This window comes from Aquirufa sp. TARAVU-A1A (assembly GCF_054558675.1).
The window spans coordinates 349593-365602 of record NZ_JBPXKP010000002.1; the positions used below are offsets into that span (position 1 = coordinate 349593).

Sequence of the window (16010 nt, forward strand, 5' to 3'; positions counted from 1 at the left end):
ATATGGCACATATACACAAAGAAGTTTTACGGGCAAATCACATTTCCAAATACTTTCACGATCCGATGACAATCAAAGTTTTGGATGACATCAACTTCAGTCTAAATCAAAGTGAATTTGTATCTGTAATAGGTAAATCGGGATGCGGAAAATCGACGCTGTTGTATATCTTATCCACGATGGACACCGACTACAAAGGTGAATTATTCATTGATTCGGTTCTTATGGGAGATAAGAATGAAAAGGAATTAGCGCGCGTTCGAAATGAAAAAATCGGATTTGTTTTTCAATTCCATTACTTACTAAATGAATTTAGTGTCCTGAAAAATGTGATGCTTCCTGGACTTAAACTTGGTAAATACAGCGAAAAAGAAGTAGAACATCGTGCCTACGAAAAGCTAAAAGTTCTTGGTATTGAACACGAAGCCCTAAAAATGCCCAACCAATTATCTGGAGGCCAAAAACAACGTGTTGCTATTGCGCGTGCACTCATCAATGATCCATTATTAATCATGGGAGATGAACCCACAGGAAATTTGGACAAGAAAAACAGTGATATTGTTTTTAACACCTTCCAGCAATTAGCGGAAGAATTCCATCAAACACTACTGATTGTTACGCATGATAATGAGTTTGCCAACAAAACTTCACGCATCATTGAGATGCAAGACGGCAAGATTATCAATTAACTATTCTTTGACGATCGAAGTCACGAAGGGTTTTCCTTTTTGCAAAACATGTAAAATGTATTTGCCTTGACGAAAATTTTGAAACTCAGTCAAATTAATTTCTGAAATTTTCTCCGGATAAGTAGCCTGCCACATCGTACTTCCCACGATGTCATAAATCGCTACATAAGTAGGCATGGTGCTTTCAGCAGAAAATTCAATGCGAAGTTTATCTTTAAATGGGTTAGGAAAAACGGTGAAAGAGATCGGATTTTCAATCGCCATTTGAATCTTTAAACCCGAATTCTGAATACTTTTAGCAAGCAGGTTAGGCTGTTTAAACCCCTGTCTCATGGTTACTCCTGCCTGAACACTGGTTCCCGTTACGACACTAGATTGTCCTATAACATGCGAATAATATTTACCATTAATCTGTTGAGTGCCACCACCAGCAGCAATCGTCGAAGAACTAATAGATTGTGCAAATACACTCGAAAGTGAAGCACAAAAGACAAAAACAAGTATGTAAAATTTCATAGCGTCAAACTAGTTTGAATTAAAGTTACGAATTAATTCTAACCTGCGATATATTTCCCACCGGGTATTCTTCGTAAAATCCATACAATTAGCCCAGATATCAACAAACAGATAAATGCCGTCAAAGGAATACCAATACTCGGGTGCCACATTCCACCGTAGATTTTAATCTTAACCAAATAGAATAACACGATAATATGAACCAAATAAATACCGTAACTGTGCGAACTCACCCAATCACGAAACGCTAGAGTTCCCCGAATCGACCCTTCATAAGATTTAAACAACATAAATAATCCTGCCGTCGACATCACCACACTCGGCGAAAAATTCGCATACAACAAGCCATAAAACTTGCCATCTTCCAGCGATTGAAGATACGTTCCCTCCATCGTCCACAAAGTACCAAGGATGAACAATACCCATGCAAATACCCGCGAAACCGTGTAATTAGCGATGTAATAGCCCAAAACTAAATAGCCCAAATAGCCCGTGAAGTAGGGCAATTTAACCGGCAAACTCAGCCCCGGAAAATGTGGATTATCGAATAAGATGGTCACCAACCACATGCCTAAAAAGAATCGCAAATGGCTTTCAGATGCTTTTCTGACCCAAGCGCCTATGATTGGAATAAACAAATAGACACCTACAATCATGTAGATGTACCAGAAATGATAGGAAGCCCCTTCAAAATACTGTTTGAAAATCCATGAAGGACTAACCGATCGGCCACCCAGTCTAACTTGCCAATTGAATAGCGCAAATACCGTATTGTAAAATAAAAATGGAACGATGATTCGAAGAAAACTCTTCTTGAAAAACGAGCCTATTTCCTCCTCGCGGGGCAATAACAATGCACCTGATAACATCACGAAAATGGGCACCGCATAGCGAAATCCTCCATTATACAAATTCGCGAACCACCAAGCCGAATCAGGCGTTTTCCCAAAGCTCAATAAGACATTCGCAGCCGAATGAATCAACAACACAGCAAGTGTTGCCGTGACTCTTAAATTATCTAAATATTGAACTTTGGGATTTGCCATCAATAAAAGGGTTGTTTGTAGAATCGTTTTTTAGTAGCTGCATAAATTGCATTCGCAATCGAACCACCCGTTGGCGGCAATGCCGGCTCCCCTAGGCCCGTTGGGCTAATTCCATTATCCACAAAGTACGCATCTATTTTCGGAACTTCATTGCCCCGGATCATCCGATAGGCATTAAAATTCGTTGGACTTGTCACACCTGCTTGAATATTTAGTTTGGCAAACATCGCATGTCCCATCCCATCGATGATCGCACCTTTCACCTGATTTTCTGCCCCACTTAGATTAATCACTTCACCACAATCCGTCACGGCAGTTACCTGCGTCACTTGCGGCTTACCTTTTTTCACCTGAACTTCAGCGACCTGAGCCACATAAGAGAAATGTGAATAATACACACTAAATCCTTGGTGCACACCTGGTTTCTTTTTCCATTGCGATTTTTCAGCTACCTGACGAATCACTTCAGCAAAACGATCAGGTTCATAGGTAATCTTGCCCACAGGATTGGATTTCACGCGTGCCAATAAATCCAAGCGCAGTTGAATGGGATCTTTTCCGGCTGCTTCGGCTACCTCATCTAAAAATGCTTGCTCCGCAAAACCCAAGAAATTGGTAATCGGCGCGCGCCAAGGTCCCGTCGTGACAGCTGATTTCTGATCGACTGACTCAATCAACACATGGTCAATGGCTCCTACCGGGAAATTATCTTGGCGTGTCGAATTACCAGCATTCAAGCCTACACCACGCAAATAAAATGCCGTTATATTTCCATTGGCATCAATACCCGCTTTGAAATGATAACGGACAGCTGGTCGGTAAGTACCACCACCCATATCATCCTCCCGCGTCCACATGACCAAAACAGGTTTTTTAATGATACTCGACAATTCAGCGGCTTCTAAGGCGAAATCATTACTTAATCGCCGACCGAAGCCCCCGCCCATTTTACTCAACTCCACTTGAATCGTATTTTCGGGAACACCTAATAAGGTAGCTACGGCTTTTTGCGCTGGTTGGGGAACTTGTGTAGGGCCTGCCAATAAAACCGAACCCGGTTTGACTTCCGCGAAAAAGTTCATCGGCTCCATCGGGCTATGCGAGATGAAAGGACATTCGTAAGTCGCCTCGATTACTTTAGCGGCTTCTGAAATAGCTTTCGCGAAATCCCCATCCTTCCGTTGGACCGTCGCCTTATCCGACTTCATTCCCGCATCAAACCAAGCTTGATGGGTTTCGTTACTTTCCAAAGGGGCATCGGATCCATACGAACAAGTCAAATTTTGACGAGCCTGCATGATTTCATAGGTACTCTTGCCCACGATAGCCACTTTGTTTTTAAAGGAAACCACATCGATGATTCCCGGCATTTTCTTGACATCGTCAGCTGAGAATGATTTTAAAGTCGCACCAAACGGCGGTCGCACGATCTGGGCAAAAACCATATCAGGCTTACGAATATCAATCCCAAAAACAGGTTTACCCGTCACAATCGCTTGATTATCTACGCCACGTACACGCGTTCCAATAATCTTATAATCTTTACGATCCTTGTAAGTAACTGTCGAGGGAACAGGTATTTTGGCTGCTTCAGTAGCCAAAGAACCGTAAGATGCTTTCTGACCAGCAGGGCCTAAAACAAAACCTTTGGAGGTTTTACAAGTACTAGCATCTACCTTCCATTGATTCGCTGCAGCTTGCACCATCATCTGGCGCACCGTTGCACCCGCTTTGCGCAAACGCTCCCACGAGTGCTTCAAAGCTCCCGAACCACCCGTTAATTGGCGTTCAAAGTTTTGTGTATCTAGGTTCGCTTGCAACACTTCCACTTGCTTCCAGTCCACATCCAATTCCTCTGCGACAACGACTGGAAATGCGGTTTTGATCCCTTGTCCTATTTCTGGATTGGGTGAATATAAGCGAATTTTGCCTGATGCATCAATGCTCAAAAATGCATTAAATCTGCCTGGCTCATTGGCAATTGCCATCGCTGCACCTTTCGATTCAAACCAATCGAATCCCAAGGTAAACACACTTGTAAAGAGTGCTGTTTGTTGGATAAAATTTCTACGGCTCGTTTTCATTTTTTGACTTTTTTAGCGGCTAAAGCAACGGCGTCTTGAATGCGGTGGTAAGTTCCGCACCGACAAATATTTCCGGCCATTCCATCAATAATTTCTTGTTTCGAAGGATGTGGATTTTTCTTAAGTAATGCCGCAGCGGTCATGATTTGACCAGCTTGGCAATAACCACATTGTGGCACATCTAATTCATCCCAAGCTTCTTGGATAGGATGTTTTCCCGCAGGATCCAATCCTTCAATCGTGGTGATTTGCGCATTCCCTACAGCGGAAATAGGCAAAACACATGAGCGCATCGGTTCGCCATTTACCCAAACGGTACAAGCTCCACATTGGGCGATTCCGCAACCAAATTTGGTTCCTAACAAACCTACATGATCCCGCAACGCCCACAAAAGTGGCGTGTTGGAGTCAATGTCCAAGCTTACTTTCTTTCGATTAATCGTCAATGTAATTGCCATGACTATTTTTTCTTTTTAGTGATTTCCTTAATGCGTAAGTTCCTAAATTTCAAAGGTGACCCATGTCCTAAGAACCCAATATGACCTGTTTTGTTTAACAAACCCGGATGTTCTTTATGATCCGGCGTTCCGTCCTTAATGGCCTGCACAATGTCGCCATCTGTGATAACTTCTCCATTTAAAATTACTTTGATGTGATTTCCCTCGGCGATTACCTCTTCCTCATTCCATTCACCTACCGGTTTCAAGAATCCCTGTTTTGCAGGAATGATTCCATACACGGAACCATGATACTGATAAGGTTGTAATTTGGCATACATTGGGGAAGTATTATCCAAAATCTGCAATTCCATGCCTACATAGGCCGCATCGCCTTCGAGTGGCGTACGAATGCCTAAACCGTTGTTGGCACCGGGCGTCAACTGGAATTCAAACTTCATGTGAAAATCACCGAATTCTTTCTTCGTGTATAAATTCCCTTTGCCACCGCGTTTCGGATCCACCACCAATTCGCCGTTTACAGGCACATAATCCGTCGTATTTCCTGTCCAATTAAACAAAGATGACCCATCAAAAAGAGGCTCAAAACCTACTTCTTCAGGTTGATAAATCGGCTGAGGTACTAATTCCTTTACATAAATATTTCGGTAAACGATGTGATTTCCATGTGCTTGCAATTCGATCGCATCCTTGATGAAAATAGGTATTTTGCGATCCCAATAATTTTCCAAAATCACATTATCCACAACCATTTCCCCGTTTAAATACACCGTAACGCGTTCTCCACGCATGATTACCCGGAAGGTGTTCCACTCTCCTACGGGATTATCAGCTACTTTCGACGGATTCTTTGGATTGATTTGATTGTTGTACAAACCTCCAGAACCCACTTGTGCACCTACATTCGTACGGGCAATGTCCCAAATCTGTACCTGCGGTGATCCGCGCAAATAAAGTCCAGCATCTCCATCTTTTTCGATTTTCCAGTCGATCGTCAATTCAAAATCTTGGTAATCTTTGACCGAACATAAATTATCACCATGGCCTGTGAAGTGCAATTCTTCGCCTTGGGCCAACCAGCCTTTACGCATAATCGAATCTGCCTTGATTTGCTTCATAGCCAAGGTGTCTGCTGAAGTCTTTCTGCGTTTTACAGGATTGTCAACCAAACCTTTCCATCCGCGTAAATCAATTCCATTGTACATCGTGTAAAATCCACGACCCGGATTGCTCTTAATCACTTGGTCGCGAATCGCGGCATCGGAGATTTGCCATTGATTTTCCAATGCCCATTCCTTCGTCATGGTACCCTGAAATTCCGGATTGGCAACATACAAAGCAGCTAATCCATCTACGGCGATTTGCTTAATATTGGGTTCTTTTAGGCCTAAGTATAATGTTCGCATGGCCGACAAGGAATTGCATTTCGCCAAACCTTTGAAAATCTGCTCACGTGTTTCCAGATTCTGAGTCAAGCTTAACGCGTTTCGGTAACGCAAAACTTGTTGGTCTACATTCGCAAATGCTTTCCCATTAATCCGCACAAAAGCGCGCAAGGCATCTTCATTTGTCTTCCCTAAGACATACAACCAATCCAAATTAGCCACTTCTTGAACGAAAGGAACCCAATTCAATTTATGTTTGGCGGCTGTAGCGAATGCCGTAATTTTACCATTGCGCGTGCCATCTTTTTTGATCAATTGCGTCATGCAATTTTGTAGCGCTTTTACTTCATGGGGTAATTGCGCGATGGATAATTTCTCTGCAATCAGGTCAAAATCACCTAAATCCACCCATTTATCCAAAGCCTCAAAACCCGCAGCGCGTTCCGGATGATTCGATTGTACCGCACGCCAAACCAATGATTTCACCTCGGGCCATTGTCGGCCGCTACCATAGGTCAACAACACCGTTTTTTGTGCCGTGGACGCTTGATCATAAGAGTTTAATTTTTCTTTCAAGAAATTATTTGCCGCCAATGTAGTCATCAGGTCAGCGATTTTTTGCGCATCTACTTGATTCGTTTTCAACAAATCCCAAACAGCAGGCAATCCTTTTGCTCCTTGCACGTGAAGTTGTGCAATGATCTGTTCCGTTTTGAAATTCGAATTTTGAATGAGCGGTAAAGCCCAGGTTGCTTTGTAAGTCCCAACGGCGATAATGAAGGCTTTTTGATGCACTGCATCCCAAGATTTCAACGTGATGCTTGTTCGCGATTTAGCCAATAATTGCTTTAAAATAAAAGCGCTCACTTGCGGTTTTGAATTTGGATACTTCGCTAGCAAGATACTTTCATCTTGTTTTGCAATCAGTCCAATGATTTGACATTGCGTCGCTTCTGGAAGATCCGCTCGTAAAATGGCTTTTAATTCTTTGATGTTTTTGGCATTTGCCAAAATGAAGGCTTCTGTCGCTTGCGTGGGTTCGTAAATTCCTTTGCTCGCATAGGCAGCCGCTTTTAATTCTGACGTGGCACCTTTTGTGCGGAAATTCAATTGCTGCTCGCGGGATGATTGCGCGAGGGCTTGCCAACTAACTAATAATAAAACTAAATATTTCATGACGTTTAGAGGATATAAGGTGCGCGCATCGGCTGGTTAATGAGACTATTTGCTTCGGGATCGCCGATAAATTCTTGCTTGATCGGATCAAATTTAAGGTTGCGGTGCAAACGCATCGCGATTAAACCCATGTTGATGAGCGTACACGAGCGATGCCCATTTTCCTCATTCAAGGCAAATTGCGTCCTATTTTTCACCGAGCCCACAAAGTCCATTTGTTGGGCCGGTGGCTCCGGGAACTCAGCCAATTTGCGTTCCAAATCGGGAATGTCCGATTTAAAATTGCGATATAACTTTCCTTTTGGCCCTTCGATGTAAGCTACTTTCTCGTCTTTGGCTTCGCCATCGAGAACGATTTGGCATCCATCTGCATATGTATAGGTGATGCGATTGAAGATTCCCACTGCATCTTTATCTTGAACCGGAGCATCCACTTCGACATACACGGGGCTTTCGTTGTCTTTGCCCAACATATATTGAATCGGATCCATGTAATGTTGGCCCATGTCGCCTAAGGCTCCCCCATCGTAATCCCAATAGCCCCGGAAAGTTTGGTGAGTCCGATGAACGTTATAAGGCTTATATGGCGCTGGTCCGAGCCAAGCGTCGTAATCTAATTCAGGAGGTACAGGTTGAGGCGTCAAATCCGTTTTGCCCACCCAGTAAAATTTCCAATCGAAACCTGTGTGTTTGCTTACCGTGAATTTCAAAGGCCATCCCAAAAGTCCCGAATCCACTAATTTCTTCATGGGTTTCACGGGACAATTCAACCCATAAAAATTACCTTCAAAACGGAACCAGGTGTTTAGTCGGAAAATTCGACCATGCTGTTGAATCGCTTCTTTTAATTTCTGTCCTTCACCGATGGTTCGAGTCATCGGTTTTTCACACCAAACATCTTTTCCTGCACGCGCCGCATCTGCAGCCATAATGCCATGCCAATGTGGTGGAGTAGCTACGTGAACGATGTCTACTTCGGGCAACTGAATCATTTCCCGGTAATCGGAGAATGCCTTCACCCCTTTCTCAACTTTGTCTAAGCCGAGTTGGAGATTTTTCTTATCGACATCACACAAGGCAACAACGCGCGTTCCGGCATAGGGGATATGACCGCGGCCCATGCCGCCGGTACCGATGATCGCTTTAGTGAGTTGGTCTGAAGGAGCAATAAAGCCCTTCCCGAGTACATGTCGAGGTACGATGCTAAATGCCGCTAAGGAAAGGACGGATTGCCCGAGGAATTTTCTTCTGGAAACTGACATAATTGAATAGGTTTACGTCACAATATAGTGATTTTTTCGATAGACGCTGCCGGGGTCTGCGATCCCGGCAGCGTCACCCCAAACCACCGTTAAAGTACAGCAAATCAAACCAAATTATCAGCTTTCACGAAAGAAAATCAAGTTCCTGAATGAATAAACGGGTATCTTTCGCTTCGAAAATTTGACGCTGCCAGGGAGTCTACGACCCTGGCAGCGTTCAAATTCTGATAACGACGGTTAAACTTCGCGCACCGTGCGCACCGATCACGAGCGATTGCTCAATGTCTGCGGTCTTCGATGGACCGGCTAAAAACAAACCAAAACTCGAGTTTGGCATTTTTAATTCTTCGTATGCCGCATGCATATTCGGCACTATTTTAGAAACGTTGATCACTAAATGTTGGCAAATAAACGGCGCTACCCGATGCGGCATCGCCTCTTCGGTCAACCAAATCGCTCCATTTTCTGCGACCCCAAACTGCCCATCAATTTCCAATACTTCCACGTCCGCTAAACTCAAGCCATCCATAGTTTTGTCATACCGACGCCGACCAGGAAATAAAACTTCTAATTCCTCAGGACTCACCACGCGCGCACCCACCACCTCCAAAGAAGCCTTGAAATCAAAATCCTCCGATGCCCCTTTAAAATCGCCTGGATGATTCACTGGTTCGAGTGTCTCAATTTTCCCTAAAATATCTTCTCTAGCACTCATCGTTTTTTATACCATTCTTGAAAACTTTCCTTGGGTGCTTCTGGCATCTCCCGCTGTTTGTACCAAGGATTTAATCGGGAATTTAATGCTCCTGCGAATTTGCGCAGTATCGATCCGCCTAACCGATAAATGACAGGATTAGCTAACACGAAGGCCATTAATTTCATGCCTATCGTTTTGCCGACCGGCGCTAAACCAGCGGCCATCAAATCCTGCCGCCAAAACCACAATTGCTCATGAATATTAATCTTAACCGGACAAACATTGGAACAAGACCCACAAAGCGTGCTCGCAAAAGGCAAATCCGCATTGGCCTTTTTATCGATATTCGGGGCTAAAATGGAGCCTATAGGACCTGCCACCGGTTGATGGTAACTATGCCCCCCACTCCTACGATACACCGGACAGGTATTAAAACAAGCCGCACATCGAATGCATTTCAATGAATTCTTGTATTTCGGGTCTGCGAGTTGACGCGTCCGACCGTTATCCAACAACACGATGTGCATTTCCTGGCCCTCACGAGGTTTATGGAAATGCGAAGAATAGGTCGTGATTAATTGACCAGTAGCGCTTCTGGCAAGTAACCGTAAAAACACTGCTAAATCCGCTCGTTTCGGAATAATCTTTTCAATCCCCATGCAGGCAATATGTACTTTGGCTAAATGTGCCCCCATATCTGCATTTCCCTCATTCGTACAAACTACGAATTCGCCCGTTTCGGCCACAGCAAAATTCACTCCCGTAATCGCCACTTCTGAAGCCAGAAAATGCCCCCGAAGATGATGGCGTGCAGCCTCTGTCAAAAACTGAGGATCTTTATTGCCTTTAGGGGTACCTAAATGCTGGTGAAATGTCTCCCCTACATCCTCTTTTTTCAGGTGGATCGCAGGTAAAACAATGTGACTGGGTGCTTCTTTTCTGAATTGAACAATGCGTTCCCCTAAATCCGTATCGACGACTTCGATACCATTTTTGGCTAAATAATCGTTCAAATGACATTCTTCGGTCAACATGGACTTGCTCTTCACAAGCAATTGCGAACCCTGTGCAGCAATAATTCCATGCACAATGGCATTATGCTCCGCCGCATCTTTCGCCCAATGTACTTTAATTCCATTCGCTTGCGCTTTGGCTTCAAAGGCCTGCAAATAGCTTCCTAAATTCGCTAAGGTATGATCTTTGATTTGTGAAGCGTGTTCACGCAAGGCTTCCCATTCAGGTAAAACCTTCGATGCCTTATCCCGCTTCGCACGCACAAACCACAAGGTTTCATCATGCCAGTTGGTCCGTTCCGCATCCGAAATAAATTTCTCTGAAGCCTCCGCGTGACTAAGCATGATTCAATATTTCGACTATGTGTTTCACCTGAACTTTGGAACCTTGTCGGCGCAAAATCCCTTCCAAATGCATCAAACAAGAGGTATCCGCTCCTACAATATATTCCACCTCATTCGCATTGTGCTCCTTGATTCGATCTTGTCCCATCTTCACCGAAACGGCTTCTTCTGTTACACAGAAGGTTCCGCCAAAACCGCAGCATTCGTCTGTACGTTCAGGCTTTAATATTTCAACACCCTCCACGAGTCCAAGTAGATCTTCTAACTTCGAAAAAGGCTTTTCATTGCGCTCCGACATCGAACTTAAACGCAAACCGCGCTGCCCATGGCAACTTTGGTGTAATCCTACCCTGTGAGGAAATGATGCATTTAGCGAAGAAACGTTAAGAACATCTGTCAAAAACTCACAAATCTCATATACCGAATTCCGAATTTTCTCCGATGGATGATGCTCCTTCAAATGCAATACGCAAGAACCCGAAGGTCCTACGATGTAATCAAATCCCTCAAAATTATTCGAAAAATTGGTATCACAACCTTCTGTGGAGGATGAAAAACCTGAATTGGCCATCGGTTGGCCACAACAAGTTTGATCTTTGGGAACAATAACTTCGCAGCCCAGTTTTTCCAACAATTCCAAACTCGCCACCGCGACTTGCGGGTAGAATTGGTCAATGTAACAAGGAACAAACAAGGCTACGCGCATCCTAATATCGTTTCAATTGAATTAAATCTTTTGGGGTATCACCCGCATAAACCATCAAAGCCGCACCTAAAGCACTCGCTTGGGCAACTTCCGCGGCATACACCTCTATCTCTGGAAAGGCCCGCGTTAATAAGCGCATGTACCATTCGTTTTTGCTAAAACCACCGTCCACAAGCAATTGTTTGACAGGTGCATCTTTCAACAGCAAGTTCAGACTAAAGATTTGTTGGCCTACCAAATCTACCATGAATTGATCATACGCCGAAGCCAAATCTGTAAAATCAGCTAAATTTCGGGAGGCGAAGGCACATTCGAATACAGATGAAGCACTCGGTTTCAATTCAAAAACGGAATCGCTGAATTGACAATCCTTAAATGACCCACCAAAATGTTTCTCCATCCGATCCACTTGCTCCTCATGAAAATGTCCTCCAAACAGGCGAGATGCTTTGACCGGCTTTCCGTTTGGCTGTAAATAACACAAGACATCATTCGCTAATTCGTCGGAAGTCAAGGGCGAATCATTAAACGGATGCATGGCAATGCACCAGGTACCTGTCGATAGCAAAACGAATTCCTCCTCAACCGAACGCAAATAGGGAACTAAGGCCGCCGAGGAATCATGCAATCCCATACCGTAATGAATGCCGTCAATTTCATCAAAAGCAACAGAGGAAATGGGAGCTAATTTATCTAGAATGACAGATACCCAGTGATGATAATGACCCTTGTCGAAATCCCATAAAGCGGTATGACAACCGATGGAGGTAATCTCAGACAAGAATTTTCCCGTAAATAATGAAGATAGGTAATTAGGGAAATGTAGGGCTTGAAATACCTCAGGCCAAAATGCTTTGAATTGAGCAGCATACACCTGCAATCCCGAATTCAAATTCCCCAAGATGGGCGATGCCGTTTTACGGGCAAATTCCGACTCACCACCAAAATCCGCATAGGGAAATGGCACCGTAGCAGGTTTCAAATAATTATACAAAGGCGACACGGGTTCGCCCATGCGATCTACATAAACAAACGACGCACCATAAGCCGAGAAATTCAATCCGATTAATTCGAATTCGGGCATTTGGCAAATCTCTGTAAAGGTCGATATGATCCATTGCTGGAGCGCCGCTAAATCCTCACAGGCAAATCCATCTTCGTCCAAAATCTCCGCAAAACTCTGCTGTTTCTCGAACACAATCTCAAATGCGGTATTCCACAGAAAGACCTTTTTATTGGTCTTCCCGATATCAAATACGGCGATTACAGGCGTCCTCAAACTCATCTTACAATCCCGTCGCTACCGTTTTTGCACCACGTGCCTTGATTAATTGATCACGCAATTTCTCCTGACGGAACAAAGCGATCGGATCCAAAGCTCCACCTAATTCCAAACGGGCTTGTGCCACTAATGCGCGCACATCCGTACGGAAAACGGCCTGCAATATTTCTTGACAACGAACCACATCATTCGCTTCACGAGCTTCTTCTAAAGCTTTTCGATCCACTAATAAGGCTTGTGCATAAGCAATTTGAATGGCTTCCACGGATTGCAATAAATCCTCCAAAGGATCCTTCACATTGTGTGAAGCATCAATCATCCATCCTAAATCTTTGGCATGATTCATTCCTTTGGCATCCATCCCATCCACCAATTCATTGAAGATTAAGAACAATTGATATGGTTTAATCGAACCTGCCGTCAAATCATCATCGCCGTATTTCGAATCATTGAAGTGGAACCCACCCAATTTACCTTCCATTAAGAGAATGGAAACGATTTGTTCAATGTTGGCATTCGGCAAATGGTGCCCCAAATCGACCAAGGTTTTTGCCTGTGGCCCTAATTTATTTACCATGGAGTACGACGCACCCCAGTCTCCTACGGTCGTAGAATAGAAGTTCGGCTCGTAAGCCTTGTATTCTAAATACAAAGACCAGTCGGCAGGAAGCGCCGCATAAATCTCCCGCAAACTATCCACCGTGCGCTCATAGGCGTGACGGAAGTTTAATTGGCCTGGAAAACATGAACCATCCGATAACCAAACGGTTAAAGCTTTGGAACCGAGTTCAACTCCGTGCTTAATCACTTCAATGTTGTGATCAATCGCTTGTTTCCGAGTCGCCGCAGAAACATGTTGCAAGGAACCAAACTTATAGGAATGTGCTTGATCTGCTTGATCCTGAAAGGTATTTGAATTCACAGCATCGAATGCCAAACCGTGTTGGGCAGCTAGCGTGCGAATCGCCGCAGTATCCGTAGGGATATCCCAAGGAATGTGCAAAGAAATCGCACCCGAAGACTGATTTAAGGCATGCAACAAACCCACATCCGCGATTTTTTCTTCCAAATTACGCGGTTCGCCTCCGCCAGAAAAGCGGCCAAAACGGGTTCCTCCCGTGCCTAGGGCCCAAGAAGGAATCGCGATTTGAAAATCCTTTAATTTCTGTAAAATGCCATCTGGCAAGTTCACCTCAGATTTCAAGAAATCCAGACGGCGGGTATGTTGGGCTAATAATGCCTCGTTATGATTCGAAATATTCATGGTTCTTATCTTAAAAATCCAGCAGCAACACCACCATCTACGTTTAGCGCATTTCCGGTCGACTTATTTAATAAGCCACCTACGAATGCAAAACATGCGTTGGCAATATCATCTGGCAAAATAGATTCATTCAAAAGGGTACGTTTTGCGTAATATGCGGGCAATTCAGCTACCGTGATGCCGTAGGCTTTGGCGCGACCTTCGGCCCAGCCACCTGCCCAGATATTAGAATCTGCAATCACTGCATCTGGATTGACGGTATTCACACGGATATGATCTGGTCCTAATTCCGCGGCCAACAAACGGGTCATGTGTGCTTGCGCTGCTTTGGCACTTCCATATCCCACATTGTTCGGTCCCGCCACAAAAGCATTCTTCGACACGATGTTCACAATATCGCCACCCAATCCCTGCTTGCGCATCACGGCAATCGCCGCTTGTGAAACCAAATATTGCCCCTTCACTAAAATATCATATAGCTTATCCCAGTCGGCCTGCGTATGCTCCAAAATCCCTTTGGAAATCGAGATTCCCGCATTATTCACGATTAAATCCACCCCACCAAAATCCAAGCAAGCTTGCTTCATCGCCGCCTCAATCGATTCTTGATTGGTTACATCCGCAATGACTGTAGATACCACATCTTTCCCGAATAAGCTCACAAACTCTGCTTTCGCCTCCGCTAATCGATCCGAGTTCACGTCATTTAAAATTACGCAAGCACCTTCTTGAGCCATTTTTTTGGCAATCGCCTTACCGATTCCCCCACCCGATCCCGTCACAAATGCGACACGGCCGGACAAAGCTTTGGGCTTCGGCATGCGTTGGAGTTTGGCTTCTTCCAACAACCAATATTCAATATCAAAAGCTTCTTGACGAGGCAAGGAAGTATAAGACGAAATCGCCTCCGCTCCGCGCATTACGTTGATGGCATTCGTATAAAACTCGGCGGCAACGCGCGCCGTTTGTTTGTCTTTGGCAAAGGTAAACATCCCCACACCCGGGTATAAAATCACAACTGGATTGGGGTCACGCATCGTTGGGGAATTCGCATGTTTGCAAGAATCGTAATAGGATCCGTACATGATGCGGTAATCCTCAAATAAAGGCGTCAATGCCTCCACGGAAACATCCGACCCCAACACCAATGGCGAAATTTTCGTCCGCAAAAAGTGATCTGGGCAAGAGGTTCCTAAAGGTGCCAACCTATCTAAATCATTCGAATTGATAAATTGCAAGACACGCTCATCGTCGGAGAAATGACCCACCATCTGCACATGTGACGAACAAAATCCACGCAAAACGGGTGCTAACGCTGCAGCCTTAGCCGCTCTTTCTTCAGCAGAAAACGATGACATGCGCGCACCGCCAAAAACCGTTTTCGTTTTCGATTCAATGTAATCCGCACATTTTTCAATGACCTCGAGCGTATTTACATAACACGCATGAGATGTGTCGCCCCAGGTAAATAAACCGTGCGAGCCCAACATGATGCCGCGTAATTGGACACCGCGTGAAGCAGCCTCATCCAAGCAAGCTTTTAATTGCAAGCCTAGATCGAAGCCTGGACGTTGCCAACCCACCCAGCCAATTAATCCACCGAATAGGTCTTTGGTGATTTGCTCGCCATCTTTTGAGGCAGCAATCGCAATGGCTGCATCGGGATGCAAGTGATCGATGTGTTTGAAAGGTAAAAATCCGTGCAAAGGCGTGTCGATAGAAGGGGCTTTGGAAGACAAATCAAAAATGCAATGATTAAATAATTCCACCATCTCATCTTCGTATTCCAGACCGCGGTAAACATTCGTCAACGAACGTAAGCGATCCACGTACAAGGCCGCGCAGCCCGACTTCTTCAAGGTTCCGATATCACCACCGGAGCCTTTGATCCACATCACTTCGGTTTCAGAACCTGTCAACGGGTCTTTGTCTTGCAATTTCACCGAAGTATTCCCCCCGCCGTAATTCGTGATGCGTAAATCCGCTCCTAAAATATTCGAGCGATAGATGAATAGGTCGACTTCATTCCCTGCGAGTGCCGCTGCTTTGGCATCATCCCAAAGGTAAGATACGTGTTTGTACATGTT

Annotated in this window: 13 protein-coding genes; 1 reads left to right on the forward strand and 12 read right to left on the reverse strand. The window is 44.5% G+C overall.

Annotated features, from left to right (window positions below; translation table 11 throughout):
- Nucleotides 1-2: 2 nt before the first annotated feature.
- Complete coding sequence (locus tag V7S75_RS04170) at nucleotides 3-689, forward strand: ABC transporter ATP-binding protein (protein WP_459511633.1); 687 nt, start codon at nucleotides 3-5, stop codon at nucleotides 687-689.
- Here V7S75_RS04170 and V7S75_RS04175 read toward each other — a convergent pair whose 3' ends face one another.
- The 12 genes from V7S75_RS04175 to V7S75_RS04230 form a co-directional block, all read right to left on the reverse strand.
- Nucleotides 690-1205 carry a T9SS type A sorting domain-containing protein gene (locus V7S75_RS04175; RefSeq protein ID WP_459511635.1) on the reverse strand — a complete coding sequence of 172 codons (516 nt, stop codon included), beginning with the start codon at nucleotides 1203-1205 and terminating at the stop codon, nucleotides 690-692.
- A 38-nt stretch (nucleotides 1206-1243) separates the two neighbouring features.
- On the reverse strand, nucleotides 1244-2251 hold the full coding sequence (locus V7S75_RS04180) for an acyltransferase (protein ID WP_459511637.1): 1008 nt from the start codon (nucleotides 2249-2251) through the stop codon (nucleotides 1244-1246).
- Entirely contained in the window at nucleotides 2251-4335 is a 2085-nt protein-coding gene (locus V7S75_RS04185) for a xanthine dehydrogenase family protein molybdopterin-binding subunit (RefSeq protein WP_459511638.1), read from the reverse strand. The genes V7S75_RS04180 and V7S75_RS04185 overlap by 1 nt, the downstream gene beginning before the upstream one ends.
- On the reverse strand, nucleotides 4332-4793 hold the full coding sequence (locus tag V7S75_RS04190; RefSeq protein ID WP_459511640.1) for a (2Fe-2S)-binding protein: 462 nt from the start codon (nucleotides 4791-4793) through the stop codon (nucleotides 4332-4334). The genes V7S75_RS04185 and V7S75_RS04190 overlap by 4 nt, the downstream gene beginning before the upstream one ends.
- 2 nt (nucleotides 4794-4795) lie before the next feature.
- Nucleotides 4796-7354 (reverse strand): 3-keto-disaccharide hydrolase, encoded by a 2559-nt coding sequence (locus V7S75_RS04195; RefSeq protein ID WP_459511642.1) that lies wholly within the window; start codon nucleotides 7352-7354, stop codon nucleotides 4796-4798.
- A gap of 5 nt (nucleotides 7355-7359) precedes the next feature.
- The gene (locus V7S75_RS04200) at nucleotides 7360-8616 is read right to left on the reverse strand and encodes a Gfo/Idh/MocA family oxidoreductase (protein ID WP_459511643.1); all 1257 of its coding nucleotides are present in this window, start codon (nucleotides 8614-8616) and stop codon (nucleotides 7360-7362) included.
- A 217-nt stretch (nucleotides 8617-8833) separates the two neighbouring features.
- On the reverse strand, nucleotides 8834-9331 hold the full coding sequence (locus V7S75_RS04205) for a LutC/YkgG family protein (protein ID WP_459511645.1): 498 nt from the start codon (nucleotides 9329-9331) through the stop codon (nucleotides 8834-8836).
- The gene (locus V7S75_RS04210; protein WP_459511647.1) at nucleotides 9328-10671 is read right to left on the reverse strand and encodes a lactate utilization protein B; all 1344 of its coding nucleotides are present in this window, start codon (nucleotides 10669-10671) and stop codon (nucleotides 9328-9330) included. Before V7S75_RS04210 ends, V7S75_RS04205 begins: the two co-directional genes overlap by 4 nt.
- Nucleotides 10664-11377, reverse strand: a complete 714-nt coding sequence (locus V7S75_RS04215; protein WP_459511649.1) for a (Fe-S)-binding protein — start codon at nucleotides 11375-11377, stop codon at nucleotides 10664-10666. The genes V7S75_RS04210 and V7S75_RS04215 overlap by 8 nt, the downstream gene beginning before the upstream one ends.
- Before the next feature lies 1 nt (nucleotide 11378).
- Nucleotides 11379-12662 (reverse strand): carbohydrate kinase, encoded by a 1284-nt coding sequence (locus tag V7S75_RS04220; RefSeq protein WP_459511651.1) that lies wholly within the window; start codon nucleotides 12660-12662, stop codon nucleotides 11379-11381.
- Between the two features lies 1 nt (nucleotide 12663).
- Nucleotides 12664-13923 (reverse strand): TIM barrel protein, encoded by a 1260-nt coding sequence (locus V7S75_RS04225; RefSeq protein ID WP_459511652.1) that lies wholly within the window; start codon nucleotides 13921-13923, stop codon nucleotides 12664-12666.
- A gap of 5 nt (nucleotides 13924-13928) precedes the next feature.
- The gene (locus V7S75_RS04230) at nucleotides 13929-16007 is read right to left on the reverse strand and encodes a bifunctional aldolase/short-chain dehydrogenase (RefSeq protein ID WP_459511654.1); all 2079 of its coding nucleotides are present in this window, start codon (nucleotides 16005-16007) and stop codon (nucleotides 13929-13931) included.
- Nucleotides 16008-16010: the final 3 nt, after the last annotated feature.

Excerpts from the sequence above, each read along its gene's own strand:
- V7S75_RS04180 (WP_459511637.1), bottom strand. The coding sequence starts at position 2,251 with ATGGCAAATCCCAAAGTTCAATATTTAGATAATTTAAGAGTCACGGCA.
- V7S75_RS04190 (WP_459511640.1), bottom strand. The coding sequence starts at position 4,793 with ATGGCAATTACATTGACGATTAATCGAAAGAAAGTAAGCTTGGACATT.
- V7S75_RS04185 (WP_459511638.1), bottom strand. The coding sequence starts at position 4,335 with ATGAAAACGAGCCGTAGAAATTTTATCCAACAAACAGCACTCTTTACA.
- V7S75_RS04200 (WP_459511643.1), bottom strand. The coding sequence starts at position 8,616 with ATGTCAGTTTCCAGAAGAAAATTCCTCGGGCAATCCGTCCTTTCCTTA.
- V7S75_RS04175 (WP_459511635.1), bottom strand. The coding sequence starts at position 1,205 with ATGAAATTTTACATACTTGTTTTTGTCTTTTGTGCTTCACTTTCGAGT.
- V7S75_RS04195 (WP_459511642.1), bottom strand. The coding sequence starts at position 7,354 with ATGAAATATTTAGTTTTATTATTAGTTAGTTGGCAAGCCCTCGCGCAA.
- V7S75_RS04220 (WP_459511651.1), bottom strand. The coding sequence starts at position 12,662 with ATGAGTTTGAGGACGCCTGTAATCGCCGTATTTGATATCGGGAAGACC.
- V7S75_RS04205 (WP_459511645.1), bottom strand. The coding sequence starts at position 9,331 with ATGAGTGCTAGAGAAGATATTTTAGGGAAAATTGAGACACTCGAACCA.
- V7S75_RS04170 (WP_459511633.1), top strand. The coding sequence starts at position 3 with ATGGCACATATACACAAAGAAGTTTTACGGGCAAATCACATTTCCAAA.
- V7S75_RS04225 (WP_459511652.1), bottom strand. The coding sequence starts at position 13,923 with ATGAATATTTCGAATCATAACGAGGCATTATTAGCCCAACATACCCGC.
- V7S75_RS04215 (WP_459511649.1), bottom strand. The coding sequence starts at position 11,377 with ATGCGCGTAGCCTTGTTTGTTCCTTGTTACATTGACCAATTCTACCCG.
- V7S75_RS04210 (WP_459511647.1), bottom strand. The coding sequence starts at position 10,671 with ATGCTTAGTCACGCGGAGGCTTCAGAGAAATTTATTTCGGATGCGGAA.
- V7S75_RS04230 (WP_459511654.1), bottom strand. The coding sequence starts at position 16,007 with ATGTACAAACACGTATCTTACCTTTGGGATGATGCCAAAGCAGCGGCA.